Origin of the sequence: Rhizobium terrae, assembly GCF_003425685.1 — a bacterium.
GTDB lineage: Bacteria > Pseudomonadota > Alphaproteobacteria > Rhizobiales > Rhizobiaceae > Neorhizobium > Neorhizobium terrae.
Map to the genome: position 1 here is coordinate 181,951 of NZ_QJKM01000015.1, position 17,825 is coordinate 199,775.

At 59.0% G+C, this 17,825-nt stretch carries 22 protein-coding genes and 1 pseudogene; 15 read left to right on the forward strand and 8 right to left on the reverse strand.

The window, feature by feature from the left end; translation table 11 throughout:
- Window positions 1–187: 187 nt before the first annotated feature.
- Complete coding sequence (hemA, locus tag DMO26_RS25595; protein WP_117195089.1) at window positions 188–1,402, forward strand: 5-aminolevulinate synthase; 1,215 nt, start codon at window positions 188–190, stop codon at window positions 1,400–1,402.
- A gap of 306 nt (window positions 1,403–1,708) precedes the next feature.
- Here hemA and dxr read toward each other — a convergent pair whose 3' ends face one another.
- A complete protein-coding gene (dxr, locus tag DMO26_RS25600; protein ID WP_117195091.1) occupies window positions 1,709–2,896 on the reverse strand; it encodes a 1-deoxy-D-xylulose-5-phosphate reductoisomerase in 1,188 nt (395 codons plus the stop codon).
- Between the two features lie 132 nt (window positions 2,897–3,028).
- On the opposite strand from dxr, the gene DMO26_RS25605 reads away from it, so the two are divergent.
- Window positions 3,029–4,246, forward strand: a complete 1,218-nt coding sequence (locus DMO26_RS25605; RefSeq protein ID WP_117195093.1) for an FAD-dependent oxidoreductase — start codon at window positions 3,029–3,031, stop codon at window positions 4,244–4,246.
- Window positions 4,247–4,309: 63 nt separating this feature from the next.
- Here DMO26_RS25605 and DMO26_RS25610 read toward each other — a convergent pair whose 3' ends face one another.
- The gene (locus tag DMO26_RS25610) at window positions 4,310–4,831 is read right to left on the reverse strand and encodes a hypothetical protein (protein WP_117195095.1); all 522 of its coding nucleotides are present in this window, start codon (window positions 4,829–4,831) and stop codon (window positions 4,310–4,312) included.
- Window positions 4,832–5,011: 180 nt separating this feature from the next.
- Here DMO26_RS25610 and DMO26_RS25615 point away from each other — a divergent pair, with 180 nt between their 5' ends.
- Window positions 5,012–5,551: a DUF2937 family protein gene (locus DMO26_RS25615; RefSeq protein ID WP_117195097.1), complete on the forward strand. Its 540-nt coding sequence runs from the start codon at window positions 5,012–5,014 to the stop codon at window positions 5,549–5,551.
- A 111-nt stretch (window positions 5,552–5,662) separates the two neighbouring features.
- On the opposite strand, the gene DMO26_RS25620 is transcribed toward DMO26_RS25615, so the two are convergent.
- Together DMO26_RS25620 and DMO26_RS25625 are read right to left on the reverse strand one after the other, a co-directional pair.
- Window positions 5,663–6,898 carry a tyrosine-type recombinase/integrase gene (locus DMO26_RS25620; RefSeq protein WP_117195099.1) on the reverse strand — a complete coding sequence of 412 codons (1,236 nt, stop codon included), beginning with the start codon at window positions 6,896–6,898 and terminating at the stop codon, window positions 5,663–5,665.
- Between the two features lie 3 nt (window positions 6,899–6,901).
- Window positions 6,902–7,399 (reverse strand): Arc family DNA-binding protein, encoded by a 498-nt coding sequence (locus tag DMO26_RS25625; protein WP_117195101.1) that lies wholly within the window; start codon window positions 7,397–7,399, stop codon window positions 6,902–6,904.
- Window positions 7,400–7,512: 113 nt separating this feature from the next.
- Between DMO26_RS25625 and DMO26_RS25630 the strand changes: the two genes are divergently transcribed.
- From DMO26_RS25630 to DMO26_RS25660, 7 genes are all read left to right on the forward strand, one after another.
- The gene (locus tag DMO26_RS25630) at window positions 7,513–7,695 is read left to right on the forward strand and encodes a DNA-binding protein (RefSeq protein ID WP_117195103.1); all 183 of its coding nucleotides are present in this window, start codon (window positions 7,513–7,515) and stop codon (window positions 7,693–7,695) included.
- Window positions 7,696–7,885: 190 nt separating this feature from the next.
- Window positions 7,886–8,695 (forward strand): helix-turn-helix domain-containing protein, encoded by an 810-nt coding sequence (locus DMO26_RS25640; RefSeq protein ID WP_117195107.1) that lies wholly within the window; start codon window positions 7,886–7,888, stop codon window positions 8,693–8,695.
- The gene (locus tag DMO26_RS33860; protein WP_162895058.1) at window positions 8,692–8,862 is read left to right on the forward strand and encodes a hypothetical protein; all 171 of its coding nucleotides are present in this window, start codon (window positions 8,692–8,694) and stop codon (window positions 8,860–8,862) included. The genes DMO26_RS25640 and DMO26_RS33860 overlap by 4 nt, the downstream gene beginning before the upstream one ends.
- Window positions 8,859–9,050 (forward strand): hypothetical protein, encoded by a 192-nt coding sequence (locus DMO26_RS25645; RefSeq protein WP_117195109.1) that lies wholly within the window; start codon window positions 8,859–8,861, stop codon window positions 9,048–9,050. Before DMO26_RS33860 ends, DMO26_RS25645 begins: the two co-directional genes overlap by 4 nt.
- Window positions 9,047–9,244, forward strand: a complete 198-nt coding sequence (locus tag DMO26_RS25650; protein ID WP_117195111.1) for a hypothetical protein — start codon at window positions 9,047–9,049, stop codon at window positions 9,242–9,244. Before DMO26_RS25645 ends, DMO26_RS25650 begins: the two co-directional genes overlap by 4 nt.
- Window positions 9,241–9,522 carry a hypothetical protein gene (locus DMO26_RS25655; RefSeq protein WP_117195113.1) on the forward strand — a complete coding sequence of 94 codons (282 nt, stop codon included), beginning with the start codon at window positions 9,241–9,243 and terminating at the stop codon, window positions 9,520–9,522. Before DMO26_RS25650 ends, DMO26_RS25655 begins: the two co-directional genes overlap by 4 nt.
- Window positions 9,519–9,734 (forward strand): hypothetical protein, encoded by a 216-nt coding sequence (locus DMO26_RS25660; protein WP_226951419.1) that lies wholly within the window; start codon window positions 9,519–9,521, stop codon window positions 9,732–9,734. Before DMO26_RS25655 ends, DMO26_RS25660 begins: the two co-directional genes overlap by 4 nt.
- Window positions 9,735–10,074: 340 nt before the next feature.
- Here the strand turns inward: DMO26_RS25660 and DMO26_RS25665 are convergent, their stop codons facing one another.
- A complete protein-coding gene (locus tag DMO26_RS25665) occupies window positions 10,075–10,590 on the reverse strand; it encodes a hypothetical protein (RefSeq protein WP_117195117.1) in 516 nt (171 codons plus the stop codon).
- Window positions 10,591–10,604: 14 nt separating this feature from the next.
- Window positions 10,605–11,984, reverse strand: coding sequence for an AlbA family DNA-binding domain-containing protein (locus tag DMO26_RS25670; protein ID WP_117195119.1), 1,380 nt, complete (start codon window positions 11,982–11,984; stop codon window positions 10,605–10,607).
- Between the two features lie 148 nt (window positions 11,985–12,132).
- Between DMO26_RS25670 and DMO26_RS25675 the strand changes: the two genes are divergently transcribed.
- Genes DMO26_RS25675 through DMO26_RS25690 form a run of 4 tightly spaced genes read left to right on the forward strand, consistent with a single transcriptional unit; the run spans window position 12,133 to window position 16,854 of the window.
- Window positions 12,133–12,369, forward strand: a complete 237-nt coding sequence (locus tag DMO26_RS25675; RefSeq protein ID WP_117195121.1) for a hypothetical protein — start codon at window positions 12,133–12,135, stop codon at window positions 12,367–12,369.
- Window positions 12,366–12,707 carry a hypothetical protein gene (locus DMO26_RS25680; RefSeq protein WP_117195123.1) on the forward strand — a complete coding sequence of 114 codons (342 nt, stop codon included), beginning with the start codon at window positions 12,366–12,368 and terminating at the stop codon, window positions 12,705–12,707. The genes DMO26_RS25675 and DMO26_RS25680 overlap by 4 nt, the downstream gene beginning before the upstream one ends.
- Complete coding sequence (locus DMO26_RS25685; RefSeq protein WP_117195125.1) at window positions 12,707–15,031, forward strand: glycoside hydrolase family 24 protein; 2,325 nt, start codon at window positions 12,707–12,709, stop codon at window positions 15,029–15,031. Before DMO26_RS25680 ends, DMO26_RS25685 begins: the two co-directional genes overlap by 1 nt.
- The gene (locus DMO26_RS25690; protein WP_117195127.1) at window positions 15,031–16,854 is read left to right on the forward strand and encodes a hypothetical protein; all 1,824 of its coding nucleotides are present in this window, start codon (window positions 15,031–15,033) and stop codon (window positions 16,852–16,854) included. The genes DMO26_RS25685 and DMO26_RS25690 overlap by 1 nt, the downstream gene beginning before the upstream one ends.
- Here the strand turns inward: DMO26_RS25690 and DMO26_RS25695 are convergent.
- Window positions 16,825–17,079, reverse strand: coding sequence for a hypothetical protein (locus tag DMO26_RS25695; protein ID WP_117195129.1), 255 nt, complete (start codon window positions 17,077–17,079; stop codon window positions 16,825–16,827). The two genes, DMO26_RS25690 and DMO26_RS25695, sit on opposite strands and share 30 nt — an antisense overlap.
- 32 nt (window positions 17,080–17,111) lie before the next feature.
- On the opposite strand from DMO26_RS25695, the gene DMO26_RS25700 reads away from it, so the two are divergent.
- Window positions 17,112–17,462, forward strand: coding sequence for a hypothetical protein (locus tag DMO26_RS25700; protein WP_117195131.1), 351 nt, complete (start codon window positions 17,112–17,114; stop codon window positions 17,460–17,462).
- 291 nt (window positions 17,463–17,753) lie between these two features.
- Here the strand turns inward: DMO26_RS25700 and DMO26_RS35195 are convergent.
- Window positions 17,754–17,825, reverse strand: a pseudogene (locus DMO26_RS35195) (ATP-binding protein); the annotation flags it as partial.

Below are 17,825 nucleotides of genomic sequence, written 5' to 3' on the forward strand. Positions count from 1 at the left end.
GTCGAAAGGCACTTCTTTTCGCCTCTTGACGCAAATCAATTCTCACATTTTCGATATCGCTTAGGTTTTTATTGGAATAATTCAAAAAAAGCGGGCCTTTTGCCGCAGGATGGTTCTAATCGGCTGATCCGGGGTTGACGGAAGGCGCGACTGAAACCAAAACCAAAGCGGTTTCTGGAGTGTGAGCATGGATTTCGAGGCATTTTTCAAGAGCGAACTGGATGGGCTTCACAATGAAGGCCGTTACCGGGTGTTCGCCGATCTCGAGCGGCATCGCGGCAATTTCCCGCGCGCCACCCGCCATACTCCCGATGGTCCGCGCGACGTGACAGTATGGTGTTCGAACGACTACCTTGGCATGGGCCAGCACCCTGCCGTGATCGAGGCGATGAAGGAAGCCATCGATCACTGTGGCGCGGGTGCGGGAGGCACCCGGAATATTTCTGGCACGACCCACTACCACGTGGTCCTGGAGCAGGAACTTGCGGACCTGCACGGCAAGGAAGCGGCGCTGATCTTCAATTCCGGCTACATGTCGAACTGGGCGTCGCTCGGCACGCTCGGCCAGAAGATCCCCGGCCTCATCATCTTCTCCGATGCCCTCAATCATGCATCGATGATCGAGGGTATTCGTTACGCCAAGTGCGAGCGGGTGATCTGGAAGCACAACGACCTCAACGACCTCGAGGCGAAGCTCGCCGCCGCCGATCCGAATGCGCCGAAGCTGATCGCCTTCGAGAGCGTCTATTCGATGGATGGCGATATCGCGCCGATCAAGGACATCTGTGATCTCGCCGACAAATACTGTGCGATGACCTATCTCGACGAAGTCCATGCGGTCGGCATGTACGGTCCGCGCGGCGGCGGCATTGCCGAACGCGAAGGCCTGATGGACCGTATCACGGTCATCGAAGGCACGCTCGGCAAGGCGTTCGGCGTGATGGGCGGTTACATCGCCGCCTCCGCGGCACTCTGTGATTTCGTTCGGTCTTTTGCGTCGGGCTTCATCTTTACGACGGCTCTGCCGCCGGCGCTCGCCGCCGGTGCGATCGCCTCCATCCGGCACCTGAAGGCCAGTCCCTTCGAACGCGTCCGTCATCAGGATCGCGTCAGAAAGCTGCGCACGATGCTCGACCAGCAAGGCATTCCCCATATGCACAATCCGAGCCATATCGTGCCTGTCATGGTCGGCGATGCGGCGAAATGCAAGTGGATCTCCGATATCCTGCTCGACACCTGCGACGTTTACGTGCAGCCGATCAACTATCCGACCGTGCCGCGTAAGACCGAACGCCTGCGTATCACGCCGACGCCGCTGCACTCGGATGCCGATATCGAGCATCTGGTGGGTTCGCTGCATCAGCTCTGGTCGCGCTGTGCGCTGGCCCGGCATGTGGCTTGATTGGATCTCGCGAACAAAGCTACCCCCTCACCAACTAAATCTATGACTTAGCTGAAGCTAAGATCGTGATTGCCTGCGCGCGGGTACGCGCTTAGGCCTTTGTTCGTTGAAATCAATTTCATTGATTTCTGGCCTTCAGCCACCACTCCAAAGCCTCTCCCACAGGGGAGAGGTAGCTTGCCGAGAGCGCCGCATCTCTATCTCCCCTTGCGGGAGAGAAAGCGATTTCAACACCTTAGCTTCAGCTACGTGTTGGAAATTGCAAGTGAGGGGATTTTACGCGGGCGGATAGGGACTGATGCCGCTCTAAGCAGCCATTTCCTTCTTCGCAATGATCTCGTCCGCCCGCCGCCGTGCCTCCGCATCGGCCGCAAATACCTCGTCCATCGTCATCGCTACGCCATATCCCGCCATGTCGTCCATGACCTGTTCGGCAATGTCGGCCATGTTGAGGAAGCCGATGCGGCCGGCGCAGAAGGCGTGAAAAGAAATCTCCTCGGCCGCGTTCATCACGGCGCCCTGCACGCCGCCCCGTTCGAGGGCCGTGCGGGCGAGCCTCAATGCGGGGAAGCGCATTTCGTCAGGCGCCTCGAAATCCAGCCGTGCCAGCTTGGCGAAGTCGAGCCGCTGGACGTCGAGCTTCGACCGGTTCGGATAGGTGAGCGCATAACCGATCGCGGTGCGCATGTCCGGTGAGCCGAGCTGCGCCAGCACCGAGCCGTCCCGATATCCGACCATCGAATGAATGATCGACTGCGGGTGGACGATGACCTCGATCTGATCGGGTGCCACGTCGAAGAGGTGCTTCGCCTCGATCATTTCCAGCGCCTTGTTGAACATCGAGGCGCTGCCGATCGAGATCTTGAGGCCCATCGACCAGTTGGGATGGGCACGGGCGATATCCGCCGTGACCCCGGCCATCTGCTCGCGGGTCCAGGTACGGAACGGGCCGCCGGAAGCGGTCAGCACGATGCGCTCGACGGCGTGATGCTGGTCGTCCTCCAGCGACTGAAAGATGGCGCTGTGCTCGCTGTCGACCGGGATCAGCCTTCCGCCGCCTTTTGCGACCGCCTTGACGAAGAGCTCGCCGGCGGAAACCAGGCATTCCTTGTTGGCGAGCGCGATGTCGGCGCCGCGCTTTGCCGCAGCGAGCGTCGGGGCAAGTCCGGCCGTGCCGACGATCGCGGCCATGACGAGGTCGGCATCGCGCGCGCCAGCCTCGATCAGAGCCTGCCTGCCGGCGGCAACCTCGATGCCGGTGCCGGAGAGCGCCTCCTTCAATGAGCCATAATGGGCGTCGTCGGCGGTGACGGCCAGTTTGGCACCGCTCGTCTTTGCCTGTTCGGCCAGCAGGGCGACATTTGCGTTGCCGGTGATCGCGACGACCTCGAAGGCATCGCGGCCACCAAGCTGGTTCACCACATCGAGTGTGTTGACGCCGATCGAGCCGGTCGAGCCGAGAACGCTGATGCGACGTTTGCCGGTTTCGGCCATGGTATCTTCCGTTTCACAAAGCTGGTTTTGGTCTACAAGCGAACGGTGCCGGTCACAAGAGCGGGCTTGATTTCAGGCCGGGTGCGACCAAGTGCAGCTTGATCCTTTCAGCCGTGCGGGCGAAAAAAGGCGATGAGTGAACCGAAAGCCATCGAGACGACATGCATGATTGCCGGCGCCGGGCCCGCCGGGCTGATGCTCGGCCTGTTGCTGGCCCGGGCGGGCGTCGATGTCGTGGTGGTCGAGAAGCACGGCGATTTCCTGCGTGATTTTCGCGGCGATACGATCCACCCTTCGACGCTTGAAGTGATGTCCGAGCTTGGCCTGATCGACGAATTCCTGAAACTGCCGCACACCCGGGCGCCGAAATTGACGGCCGAGATGGGCGGGAAGACGATCACCATGGCCGATTTTTCCCGCCTGCCGGTGAAGAACCGCTTCATCGCCTTCATGCCGCAATGGGATTTCCTGAATTTCCTGGCGGACCGAGCAGCGCGATATCCGAACTTTCGGCTGATCATGAACGCAAAGGTAAAAGATATCCTGGAACAGCAGGGCTTGGTGACCGGCCTTGCCATCGAGACTACGGACGGCGATCTGTTTATCCGTTCGAAGCTCGTCGTCGGGGCGGACGGCCGCAGCTCCGTCGTGCGGGAGAAGGCCGGGCTCGTCGTCGAGAACTTCGGTGTCCCGAGCGAGGTCGTCTGGATGAAGCTGTCGAAACAGCCGGGCGATCCGCACGAGGTGATGGGGCATGCCGGCCCGCGCCAGGGTTTCGTACTGATCGATCGCGGCGACTACTGGCAATGCGGCTATGTGATCCGCCGGACGACGTTTGCCGACATCCGTGAAAAGGGCGTGGAAACCTTCCGGCAGATGGTGGTCGAAGTGTCGCCGCTGCCGGCGGAGCGCATGCGGGAGGTTCGCTCCTTCGACGATACAAGCCTGCTGACCGTGCGTATCGATCGTCTGAAACAATGGTGGCGGCCGGGTCTGATCTGCATCGGCGATGCGGCGCATGCCATGTCGCCGATCGGCGGGGTCGGTGTCAATCTCGCCATCCAGGATGCGGTGGCGGCCGCCAATATTCTCTCGGCGCCGCTTCGCGAAGGCAAACTTGCCGATGAGGATCTCGCCGCCGTCGAAAGACGCCGCAACTTCCCCACCAAAGCCACTCAGAAACTGCAATTGATGATGCGCAGCAGCCGCCGGGCCGACCAGGCGGACCAGGAGAAGCGCAAAGGCCCGCCCGCCTTCATCCGCGGCATCGCACGTTTTCCTCTGCTTGCGCATCTCGCAGGCAGGCTCATCGGGCTCGGCTTCCGCATGGAACATGTCCGGCCGCGCTGAGGCAGCTAAAGTCCTTCAGTCCGTCATCCGTGCAACGCAATTGCGCAAGCCGGCGTCGCCAGCTTACTTCTTGACGCCCATGACTTCGGCGCAGCGCGAGAAGCTCAGGCCTTCGCCATCGGTGTCGTTGGTGGCGCGCAGCATGCGGATGACCTTGTCCGGTCCCGTGGTGATCTGCAGCTCGCAGAAGAGATCTTCGGAACGGGCGGGAGAAACCATGCGGGTCACCGGCGGCTGGCCGACGCCGAACGAGGAGGAGCGCGTCGTCGTGGTCGTGCTGCCGTCGGCGTTCCTGTGCGTCTCGGTCGTGGTGCGGGTAACCTTGTTCGCATCATTGGCGGGAATGGTCTGGTATTGTGCCGGAATGTGGCGCGTCGTCTGTCCGCCGACCCAGGTATAGATCGTGCCGCCATCATTCAGCGGGAAGGACGAGACGGGTGGGCCGTAATAGGTAAAGAAGGAGTCCACCGGCTGGCCTATCCACTTGGACTGGATCGCCTTGTTGGCCTCTTCGGTGGTCGTGCAGCCGGCAACACCCAAGGCCAGCACGCCGAGTGCAGCCCATTTAAAGACATGCCATGTCATTGTCTTGAATATCCCCCGGAAAAGATCCGCCCCCTGAAAGCGGCAGCTTTCCTGTTATGGTTTCCAAAACCTGAACGCAATCTGACTGCTTATAGAAGCAGGAGATGTCCACAGGGGGAGGGGGAGGCAACCTTTGGCCGCATCCCCCGTTTCAATCGCAAATCAACGACCGGTGCTCTTATGCTCATGCTCGGAAGAATGCTTACGATGGCGTTGGCGCTCATGGGCGGGATCTTCTTTTCGCAGGCTCCGGAATTCGCGCAGCAATACCGCCAGCGGATCGGAGGCGCACTCGACGAGTTGAAAATCCTGATCTCGGAATTCGACGCTCAGGCCAATCACAACGGTCTCGACAGGCAGGAAGCGCTCAACATTTATTCGGCTTCATCGGAAAGATTCCTGCGTAATCGGGGCGAGGCGATGCGGCGCACCTTCGGCCGCTACGAAGCGCTGGCCGAGCAACAGCGGGCGCTGACGCTGGCGCCGCCGTTCACCAAGCCGTTCGTGGTGATGCGAAATCCCGATTCGACGACGTTCGCCAATGCCTGGCGAGATTTCGTTCCAGCGGTTCCGGTGGATTTCGCGGGCCTCGTCTGGGCGGCGAGCGGTCTTTTCTGCGGCTGGCTGGTCGCCGTGTTCTTCGGCGCCATGCGGCGCGGCGTCGTGCGCGCGGTCCGGCGCCGTGGACGGATACCTGAGAGATCGGCAGCCATGCGGTGAATGGAATGGTGATCCCAGATGGATTCGAACCATCGGCCTCAGGATTAGGAAACTGCTACAGATCCCTTTTCTGCAAGGCTTCTAGCGTTCTATGTCGCATCCATGTTGCAGTCACGCGAGAAACGCGCGCTCGGCTTCAGCCATTTCGTCAGCGCCATCGCCTCTCGGGAACAAGTGCCCATAGACGTCCATGGTCATGGCTATGGTGCTGTGGCCAAGCCGCTCCTGCACTACTTTCGGCGGTAGTTCCAGGCCCCCGTCTTTACGCCGGTTGATGCACCACGACGCATAGAAGTGCCGCAGCGCGTGCAGGCCCTTGTATTTCGCATCGAGGATCGGTTTCCCTTTCTTGTCCACCTCTCCTGTATCGATCGTCACGCCGGCCGCGATCCAAGCTGGGTGGAGGCCGCGGCGGAGATAGTTGTTCAGCGTCTCCACGTTCCCTGCGCCAGTGGGGAAGACGAGATCAAGCACCATGGTCTTTTCCCCGGCCGCATCCTTCTTGCCGGTGTCTCTTTTCGGGCAGATCAGTTTCCATTCCCTAAGGGCATTCATCACCATCGGCGGCGCAGGCAATGAGCGCTCGCCGGCGATCGACTTTGGCTTGCCGATGTCGTTATAGCGATCGGCCCGCTGATGGACCCTGATCTCGTTCTTTGTGAAATCGACATCCTGCCAGCGTAACCCGCGCAACTCCGACGACCGCAGGCCGCAGAATATCGCGGTGAGAAATAGAGGGCGGTGACGGCCCTGCAGCACGTTCACGAGTGCTTTCGCCTCTTCCCGTGTCGGAATATCCACGCCCACCTTCAGGCGGCCCTTCTGCCGCTTCTCCTGCCGTTTTTCTCCTGATCCTCTTCTGCCTTTCAGATCGCGGACGACATTCCGGGCAACTAGGCCACGCTCCTGCGCGTCGGCGATCAGCGTCCCAAGGCTCACCAGAACCTTCTTGATCATGATTAGCGTTCGGCCGGCGTCCCTCAGAGCGTCCTCGAACGCCCGCACCTTGGCGATCGATATCGAGGAGAGTTTGGTCTGCCCGATGAAGGGAACGATGTGCAGGCGCAGATGGCGTTCGTACTGGTCGATGGACGATCGCTCCAATTTCGAAGCCCGGCAACTGGCAATCCAGAGCTTTCCGGCGGCCTCTACGGTGGCGCTGGCGCTGTCGGCGACATGAACGCCTTCCCGCACTTCGACAGAGGCAGTTGCGGCAAACTGATCAGCTTCCTTCTTTAGCCGAAACGTCTTCAGTCTCCGCTTGCCGGTCGTGTCGGTGTAGTCGACGACCCAGGCGGACTTCTCAACGCCCTTGGGGGTGGTCCATTCCCGCTTGCGGACTGACATAAGCTACTTACTCTCCTTCAAGAGATCATCGGCCTTTGCAATCGTGGCCTCCAGCTCCCTCATCTCCTGACGTGCCTTATCCAGGTTCGATTCCTCTGAGAGCCGCTCTTTCGTATCGGCAGCGGCCGCTTCCATCCGCTCCGCAACGTTGATCAGATCCGGAGCCGGAGGGCCGTCGAGATTCGTTATGATGCTGGCCAGCGACTTCACCATCCCGACGTATTGCAGAAGCTGACCTTTTACCGTCGCAAGTATGTTCCGGTAGTTCATCGCAATGTCGAAAGTGCCGTCGTAAAGGCGCTCCATTCTGACATACGCGTCGTGCTCTTCTTCGAACCGCCGCTTCCAATCTTGAGCGACGTCACCCCCGCTCTCATAAGCTTCCAAGCGAGCGACGATCTCCGCATTCACAGATCGGCCGTTTGCTTTGGCTGCATCGGTGATCTTTGCCTTCATTTCTTCCGTCAATCGCAACTTCAGTTGCGGATCTTCACGGCCCATCGACGCCCCCGTCACAGTTTTCTCACCACATAGCACCACCGTGGTGTTGACAGCAAGTCACCACGGTGGTTACGTGATCACCGTGGTTTACTCGTGGTTCATAAGGAGCTTTTATGACGGAGAAAGTCGAAATGGAATTGGTATGGGGCGGCGAAGAGATCGCAAAGATCATTGGTCGCAGTCCGCGCATCACCTTTCACCTGCTTGAAAAAGGCGAACTGCCTGCAAAGAAGGTTGGCGGCCGATGGGTCGCAGAGCGTGGCAAGCTGATCGCCTTCTTCATGGAGGCTGCATGAGCACGCCTGCCCCTCCCGAGCACTCCCACTCCGCCGCGGTCGAGCAGGCCGCTATTTGGCTCGCTGACGAGCAAACACCGTCGCAACCGATCATTCCCGAACTGCGGCGCCGGTTCGATCTGTCGAGCCTGGAGGCGACTGAGGCCTGCGCGATAGCACAGCGATTCAGGATGCTGCGGAGGGCGTATGGATGAAAGCAGCGGATGGATTTTATTCGATCCCTCTGCTCCCGGGCGACATTGCCGCTCGGCTGAAGCAAAAGGACGAATGGCCGAAGGAGTTGCAGGAGGACTATCGGCGCCTGCGAATGGAGTTCACAGCGGCAAAGGCTGAGTTTGCTTCATGGGTCCGGCGTGATCGCGATTCCCTCATGAACAGGACCGCAAAAACGATCCTTTTGCACATCCTTGAGTGCGTCAATTTCGATACTGGCCGCTGCGATCCGGGACATCAATTCCTCGCCGATGAGCTCGGCATCAGCGTTCGCACCATTGAACGGACCATCCCGAAGATCGCTGAATCTGGCTGGCTATCTGTTACGCGCCGGGGAAAAACGGCCACGAATTTTTATACCCTAAGAGTGCCGTGCGAGAAGATCCACGCCATCTTGGATTACGCTGACCAACTTCGCGACATGAGGATGGAGGAACGCCAACAGCGACTTTCAATGCAAAGTGACCCGACAAATTTGGCGGATCACTCCCAAAGTGACCCGACAACGGTGCGTAGTCATGACCCGACAGAAATGGCGGATCATGACCCGACAAATTTGGCGGGTAAACCTATGAAGAGAACCTTTGAAGATGAACCTCTGAAAAAAGGTTCTTGCTCTGACGGTAGAGAGGATACGTATCCGCGAGAGACCATCCCGACAGAGGAATGTGACTTCGGGATATGGATCAGGCTCAACATCCCAGATCCGACAAAGCACCGTGACGCGCTTCGCCTACTGCGCGAGCGGAAGATGACCCCTGAAGCTCTGCGGAGGCTGGCAGCATGAAAAAGGATCAGCTTGATCTATTCGTTTGGGCCGCCAATCGCCCCTCGGCAGAGATCATCGACCTCACGCCCATTATCGTGCGCAACATGCCTGATGTTGATCCACGCTACCCGGAGCCCGCGAAGGTCATCAAGCCCGAGTTCCGTCGTGAAAGGAAAGTGGCATGAGCGAGCGCCCGGAGAAGATAACCGTCGTTCCACATCAGGACTACATCACAGTCGAGGCTTGGGACGATACCGTGCACATCAGCCAGGAGGACTACGGCAGCAGCGAGCAGACGATCACCATCATGGGTAAGGGCAATCTCGACATGATGATTGCCGCGCTGCAGAAGGTTCGGGAGGACTGGTCATGACCCCCAAGGAAATCAGCGGCACGTGGTGGGTAAGCTGGATTGACCAACGCGGCGAACTGAATTCGGCCGGGCCTTTCACGACCAATGGCGAAGCCTGGCGGTGGATCGATCGCCACGAAGGTCAGCCGCTGTCAAAAGCTGAAGACCGCGGCGATTGGGCATTCGGCGAGATCGCGGGAGGCAAAGGCTTATGAGTGATCAACCTGCAAATTTGCAGATGACCGTGAAAGATGCTGCTCGCCTTATGAACGTCTCCGAACGCTCGATCTACACGGCGCGGAAAATCACCCGTCTTCGCCCGGATCTCGTGTCGCGGATCGAAAGCGGCGAATTGAGTCTGAATGCCGCAGCAAAAATGATCACGAACCGCGCCGGGCCAACGACCTATGAGAAGCTGATCCAAGCTTGGAATGCCGCCTCCGAAGATGATCAAGGCCGGTTTCTCGTCGCTGTCGGCTGGAGGTCAAAATGACGGGCAGACCGGTAGCGAGAATGCCGCTTATCGCGACCTCTACTGACGAGGAGCGTCGGCTAGCGTCCGTCGAATGGGCGATGTCCCACCAACCGACCCGCGAAGCCTATCGCCTTTGTACCGGTGAGGACGTCGGGCCGACGCTCGATCGATATCTGGCATGGCTCGAGGAAAATATCATCGGCACGACCGAGGCTATCGATCATTCATGAATATTGAAAAACCCAAATGTGTGCTAATGCGACCGGGCGAGGTGCTCAGCATAAAGCGCGCAGCCGACCATGCCCGCAGAAGCGATTCGACTCTCCGGCGTTGGGGAAAGGAATTCGGCATAGCTCGCCAAGTGGGACGGAACTCTCCTCTGGAATTCTCATCCCCTGGCCTAGAGATGGTAATACAAGGGAGGTTCGAAGCTTTGGAACTGCTCAGAGCAGGAAACCGTCATCATCCTGCGGTTGTCGAAATATTCGATTTCCTTGGGCTTGATCCCTGAACGTCGAGTGATGAGGCATTACCCGGAACCCTTGACCGGCAAACAGGATGGCGGAACGATCATTCGCCGGCTTCAGTGATGGCCTTGGCGGGACCTTTCTCGAATTCATCTAGAAATTCAGAGTACAATTCACAGTCACGGACCTGGAAGATATCTTCTCCCAGATCGCACCACTTCTCCCGATAGGCACGTACTGCTTTAGCAAAATCTTGCGTAAGGAAGAGATAGCCTGCGTTCAGCCTACCGATACGCTTATCGTCATCGGTGCACTTCATTTTCCCAACATGCGGCCCCGGATAGAGGCAAAGGAATTCTCCATTTTGAATCTCGGCCTCGTAAAGCTTTTGCTCTAGGCCCTGCAGGTGTTGAATCTCATGGTCCTGTTCACGGGCCTTAGGTGCCTGCAGCAAGGTGTAAATTGACAGCCCAATAGCGAAAAGGCTCAACAGTGCCGCGGCGGTCGCCACTTTGTCGGATGTTGAGAAGCCAGGTTTTTTGTCTTCGCGAATCCGAATTAGAGGCTCGAATGTCTGCGGCGTAGTCCAGCGTTTAAAGGTTCTCAGTTTTTTCACCATACATTATGCCTCGTTTACATCGTGCGAGATACTAGTCGCCCCACGTAGTATTCCAATATCGACGAAGAGATTTCAGAGCCATCGAAAGCACCTGCAATCGGTGCCATTGCCTGCTGGAGATAAGGTGCGATAGCATTCACCGGCGTGTCGGAATCTAGAACGGTATAGCCTTGAATTTCGTCATCATAAGCTCGGCCTCGCACCGGAATATATCGCTCCGGATTCGCCCATGTCCTAGCCTGTCGTCCAGATAGATTTTCCGCCCGAAATAGAAAGCCTAGCTGAGTGCCCGGAGGCACGTCGTAAGCCTTCGCGAAGGCGAGGCCCACCGCTATCGCTTCCGCGAAGCGATACGCAAGTAATCCGAGGTCAAGCGCCGTCCCAGGCTCGACCTTCTCACTCAGATCGTCTTGATAAACGCGCCACAGGTAGAATTCGCCTCGCGCGTGTACCCACTGAAATTCTGCGTGATCAATCCAGACTTTCCTGTCGGAGAGGATCACAGACTCCCATGCGCCTTCCTTCTTGCGCGGCCTATTCTCAGGATCGAGCCCACTGGAATCCAACCATACCGGCCACCCAGTATATTGAGGATTTGCCGAAGCCATTTTTCGCAGGAACTCTCGGTCAGAGTCGTCCGCTTGGCGAGGCGGGTCAAATGCGAGAGCAACAGACCATGCCCCCGACGATGAATATCTAGCGGCTTGTTCGCTAAATTCGGGGCTTTCGAAAGCCAAACGCCGACGTACATCTCCATGAGCAAGAACTCCCTCAACTCGTCGGCGAAACGCGGGTTGTGGATCGCCTTTGTTCAAGTCGCTCAGAATTGCGTTATCTGGCCCTAAATGGCGCCGTAGGAAACGACCAATATCCGCTTCCCGATTCTCAAAGCAAATATCGAGAATATCGCGCCAATCACCATGTGTGGCTGCAGATGAACTTACAATTCCGCTGGACCTGAGAGTACGGAAATAAACGGCGTCCTGGCGTATGAGATGCCTCTTCCCGTCCATCAGCTCCCGCTTGGCCGCCACGGGAACGCGCACGCCCTCCTCAACGGCGAAGACAGGGAAAAGCGCGCCGTCCCTATGGGCGAAAAGCACTTTTACCTCAAAAAGATCGGAAGCGAATTGAGACACGATCTGCTGAATGACGTCCGGATGGAAAAGCTCGGTGACGTTCGAGGGACGATTTGACTCATCAGGGGCGAGTGTAGTGTCGTCGATCCCAATTACCATGTAGCCGCCATTGCGATTACGAAGTGCCATACAGCCTATCGCAATCTTGGCCTGCCCATGAAGCGAGAAAGGGTCGATCCACCGTTTGAGTTCAACATTCAAACTCTCTGATGGCGCGGCAACCAGATCATTAAGTCTTTCCTGAGAAACGTCCATGAAGCAACTCGCGGCAGTGATCGGCCCTGCATACCACGAGTCGCAGCCGTGTCATTGGGCGCCTGATGCAAACACATGCCTAACTATGCCCAATTCCAGGGTCACCGGAGACGTGGGATTTTAGTGCTTTGCATCTGGGAGATAATCCATGTCTGGTACCTCGCAAATTGGAAACTCTGAGCAACACTCCGTCGCTTTGATGCTGACTGGTGGAAAGATCACGGCCGGTTTCCGGTCGACCCTTTTTTCTGCCGCCAATCGAAGCGGCATGAGCGTCAACGAATTCGTTATCACCGCTGCTGCGGAAAAACTGAAGGCATCCGGCGAGCAGTTTCCGGGCGTCTTTCGACCCGGTGACCTTACCATTGAAGGAACAGCAGCTTGAACAACGGATATCCATTCCCGCCGATGCCGGGTCTGCCGGGAATGCCCACCGGAGCGCCGAGCCCCTATTCGCAATATGCTTATATGGGGCAACAGCAGACACCGGATCAGCGGCACAACGAAATGCGCAACCAGCTCGCCAAGCAGATCATGGGGACGCCTGCGACATCCGTTGCTGGCGGCGTCGGTCAGATGGTTGCCGGTGCCGGCATGGGCCTGCGAAATTTCATGGACAAGCCGGAGAACCAGTTTCCAACGGCACCCGGTGGCGCCGCGCCGTCCTTCGGGGCGCGGATTGCAAACGTCTTCGGCTTCGGCCCTAAAGCAGGTTTGTTCTGATGGCTCTTCCAGGATTTCTTTTCGGTGCAGGGACAGGTCTTACGTACGACCAACTACAGGAGCGCCGGCGTCGAACCGACCTTCTCGCCAAACGCATCATGGGAGCGCAGCCCAGAAATGTGAAAGAGGGGATCGGCGCGCTCCTCCAGGGTGCTGCCGTTGGCATCGATAACTGGCAGACGGACAAGCAACTCGGCAAATACAACGACGAGCGCGATAAGCTCCGTGATCAGCTTTACAGCAGCTTGACGGGCGGCCTTTCGTATGGTCAGCCGGTTTTCCCTCAGGAGAGGACCAGGAGCCCACAGGGGTTGTCCACCACTCCTCCCGATTATACGGCTTCGGCCATGCCGAAGGTCGATGCGAACGGTAATATCAAGCTCACTAGCTCGTCGCCGGTCGCATATGGTGACAACGGCTTGCCGCCATATGCGACAGCTCTTCTCGAAACCATCGCCGGGCCAGAAAGCAACGGCAATTACGACGTCATCTACGGCGGTTCGAGGTTCCGTGATTATTCTGATCATCCTCGGCAGGCTATTCCCATCCGATCCGGCCCGAACGTTGGCAAGACATCGAGCGCCGCCGGAAAATATCAGTTCATCGGCAGCACCTGGGACGATCAGGCCAAAAAGCTCGGGCTGACGGATTTTTCACCGGCCAGCCAAGACGAGGCGGCATGGAACCTGGCGCGCGAAACCTACCATCGGAAGACCGGTCAAGACTTGGATACGGTTCTGCAGTCTGACGACCCTGAGGCGATTGCCAACGTTGGCCGAGTGCTGAACACCACGTGGACAAGTCTCCCCGGAGGCATCGAGGCAGGAACGAACACCAGCCGGTTCGTTAGCGCCTACAACGCAAACCTTGAGCGGCGCCCAACACAGGTCGCAAGTCTAGATCCCACCGCGGGCATGTCTGGCGCCGACGCGATCGACGCCATTGCTCCTCCTTCAGGCCAGCCGTTGGGCGGGGATAGCGCTCCCTATCGTGACCCGCGCGTGTCGGCGCCAAACTTCGGCGGAGTAACCGAGCAGGACATCCAGAGCCACCCATTCCTTGACGATGAGCAGAAGGTGGCAGCTCTGCCCTCGCAGAATGGATCTGCACATGCCCGCACGCCGATCGATCCCGACTTACTCAATCAGATCAGAGAACAGGTGCTTGGTCAGACGCCGGTCGCGGCCGGCGAACCACAAAGCCCATTCGGAATCGAACCGCAGGCATTTCTCCCGAGAAGCGAACCAGGAACACAGCTTCCTCCGCTGCCCTCCAGGGAGATCGCGACAGCGCCCTTCATGGCCAGCCAACCGAACATTTCGCCTTCGCCCTTCGTGCCGAGCGTGACGCCGCCGCCGCAACAACAGCCTACGGTGCAGGTAGCACAGAATGGCCAAGGTTATTACCCACCGCGCCCGCAGGCGCCTTCGGAAGGACCGGGAGCGCTGAACCCGGCGGTAATCGAAATGCTCAAGAATCCAGCCGCCACGGAGCAGGACCGGGCTATGGCGCTGTATCTGCTGAAGCAGTATCAGGACGCCAATGACCCAACCAAAGCTTTGGAGCGCCGTTACAAGCAAGCTCAGATTGAGGCGCTTGAGCGGAAGGCGACCACTGGCGAACCTGAGACATTCTACGGCAATCCGGTGCCATTCCAGCGGCAGGACGGCTCCTTCGGATATGGCCAAATCGGCAGCAGGGGCGGCTTCAAGGAGATCAACATCGGCGAGGGCAACAGGTTCGCCCCAAACACGCGGACCGTCGACACCGGGACCGAACTCCTGACCGTCGGCCCCGGAGGAGAAATCCTTGCCCGCGAGCCAAAGAACAACCGGCAGGCTGCTTCCGAGAAGGCAGGCGGTGAGGTCGAGGGCAAGACCGCAGCCGAACGCCAGGCCAGCGCACCCGGTGATTACCAGGCTGGTGTAAACGCCCTCGGCTTGATCGAAGACATTCGGAAGGACCCTTATAAGTCTCGCGGTACCGGCTTCTCTTCGTACGGGAATATGATCCGTGGCACGGGCGGCTTTGATTTTCAGCGAAAAGTCGATCAAGCGAAGAGCGGCGCGTTCTTGACGGCGATCCAACAGCTTCGCGGTCTGGGGGCGCTCTCGAACGCTGAAGGCGACGCAGCGACGAAGGCACTTAATAGGCTCGACACCTCCGCTTCCGAGGAGGGGTTCAACGCCGCTCTTGACGCATATGAGACCATCGTTCGACAGGGTATCGCGAAGGCCCAACAGAACCTGCCGAATGGGGCGAATGTCCCGCCGGTGCCGCCTCCGGCCGGTGCGGGTAATGCCGACCCACTAGGATTACGCTGATGCCGACGATGCAGGATGTGCGGACGAAGTTCCCGCAGTACAGCGACATGAGCGACGACCAGCTTGCGGATGCGCTTCACCGCAAGTTCTACAGCGATATGCCGCGGGAAGAGTTCAATGCCAAGGTCGGGTTCGATCCGGCAAAATCGCAGGCGATGAAGGACCGGGATGACCGATATTCGAGCGGTATCTACGCTGGCGACTGGAACCCGCTCGGCCCTATTGCGAAGACCTTGGATGCTGGGGCCAACGGTATCGGCCAGGCCCCGCTGCTGGGATGGGATGACGAGGTCCTGGCCGGGCTGGCGACGGGGTTCGGATATCTGGGTGACTACGAAAATGCTCGGAAGGGATATGAGGCCCAGAAGAACGCGACGCGCGAACAGAACCCTGTCGCATCCACCGTGGGCGAAATCGCCGGCACAGCACTGACAGCAGCCGGTGCTGCGCCTGCGGCCGGTGCTACCATGGTTGCCGGTCCGTCGCTGGCGGGACGGGCTATCGCGGCCGGGCAATCCCTTCCTCGTGTCGCTGCAGCCTCTACCGTCGATGGCGCGGTCCTCGGTGCTGTGCAGGGTGCTGGCGATGCACAGCCAGGTAACCGCCTCGAAAACGCGGGTTATGGCGCGGTTGGCGGAGGAGTTCTTGGCATGGCAGCACCGGTCGCCGTCGCTGGCGTTAGTTCCGCCGCCCGTCGTGTTGTGTCCCCATTCCTGACGAGCGAGGAACGGCGATTGGCTGCCGATTATCTCCGGAATGAGGGCGTCGGTCTTACCGCAGGTCAGCGCACCGGCAGCAATAAGCTGCGTTATGCCGAAAGCGAGCTTGGGGGCGGTCGGGCGCAAGACGTCATCGAGAACCAGGGCGAAGAATATACTGCCGCTGCTCTTCGCCGCGCCGGGATCGATGCCCGGCGCGCAACGCCTGAAGTCATGGATGACGCATTCACCCGGATCGGCAACGAGTTCGACGGGCTTGCGGCACGCAATCGCCTGCTTCCCGATCAGCAGCTCGAACACGACCTCCTGTCAACGGCGCGGGATTACGTCAGCATGGTCCCCCCGTCCGCGCGTGCCCCCGTTGTGCAAGACTCGATCATGGACATCGCCAACGCTCTGAACCAGGGACCTCTCGACGGCGCGGCCTATCAGGCAATGCGGTCCCGTCTCGACAGGGCAGCTCGAAGCTCCGGAAATGATCCACAGCTTCAGCAGGCGCTCTATGGCATCCGGAACAATCTCGACGATGCGATGGAACGTAACATCGCCATGAACAACCCGGCTGATGTTGGCCGCTGGCGCGAGGTCCGAAACCAGTATCGAAACATGCTCGTTTTGGAACGTGCTGGCACCAGTGCGGGAGAGAACGCCGCAAACGGCATCATCTCACCGCAGGCCCTGCGACAGGCCACAGTGACGGGCCACGGCCGTCGGAACTATGCCAGGGGCGATGGCGATTTTGCCGAGCTTGCTCGATCCGGCGTTGCGACAATGCAGCCGATGCCGAATTCCGGCACCGCGGGCCGTCTGAAGGCTCAGGCCCTTGGCTCCGGTGTCACCAGTCTTCTCGGTGCGGGTGGCGCAGGATATGCCTCTGGCGGCGATCCGATGACGATGCTTGGCGGTGCCGCGGCTGGTTATGCTGCGCCGCGACTGGCGGGGGCAATGCTGATGTCGACGCCGGTGCAGGCCTATCTCGGAAATCAGGCCGGGAGGAACATAGACCCGAACAACCCGATATTCCGCTCCATCCTCAATCGTATCTTGGGGATTGAGAGCGCGGAGGTCGCCCCGTCATTCGGGCGGGCGCTCGTCGGTAAATAGGTCCTTGTATGGCCGGTCGCCGAACTTGTCGGCGGCCCAGGCCATCATCATTCCACCCGAAACGAAGCCAAGACCAACGGACACCCAATGCGGAGACTGATAAACGAAATACCAGGCCCACATCAGGGCAATGACGACGAAGCCGAGCGGGAAGAGATAGGGCATCTCGTCCTTTTTGCGGCGGCGCTCGCGGGGATCGTGGTCGATAACAGGTCCGGGGCTCATGGCTTCACGTTTTCAGCAGAAGGTGCGTGACAATGACAGCAAATGCCGAGGAACACAAATATACGGCCACGTTTATCCAGCAGTCGATAGATAACCTCCTGCATTGCAGCCGGGTCTACGGGCTTGATGTTCATGACGGCCTCATGAAGGCGCTGAACGTGCTGGAAGAAACCCCCTGCGAATCCCTCGACGATGCTCTTGCCTTCATCAACATCGGGCGGTCGATCCGGGAGCAGTCGTTTCACACCCTCGGAGACCCGGCGCATCTCCACGACGTCCACAACGTCTGTGAATGGTATGTCGGGATCGGCGTCAAGTTCATCGAGGGGATGAGAGAGCGCAAGCATCGGCCCATCCACGCGGCCAACGACACGATGCAATGATTGGCCCGGCATGAGAAAGGTTCGGCATGCGTTTTGCGCATGGTGGATGGCGGAGGAATCGCCGGCCGAGCTGCACCCAGAACTACCAACGTCGCAATTTCAGGACGAACCGCAGCAGGAGGAAAGATAGTGCCAGCGCCTCAAGGAAACGAATTCTGGAGGATGCGAGGGAAGCATGGTCGCCCACCTTTGTTCACGTCCCCTGGCGACCTCTGGCGCGCCTGTGTGGCGTATTTCTGTCAAGCGACACGAGGAATTGACCCCTTTGCCGACATCAGGAATTGACCCCTTTCACTGGTTTGTCGTTTCGTTGGTTTCAAGCGCCGCTCCGGCCTTCTGCAGAAGGCCGGAGCGGCGCTTTTC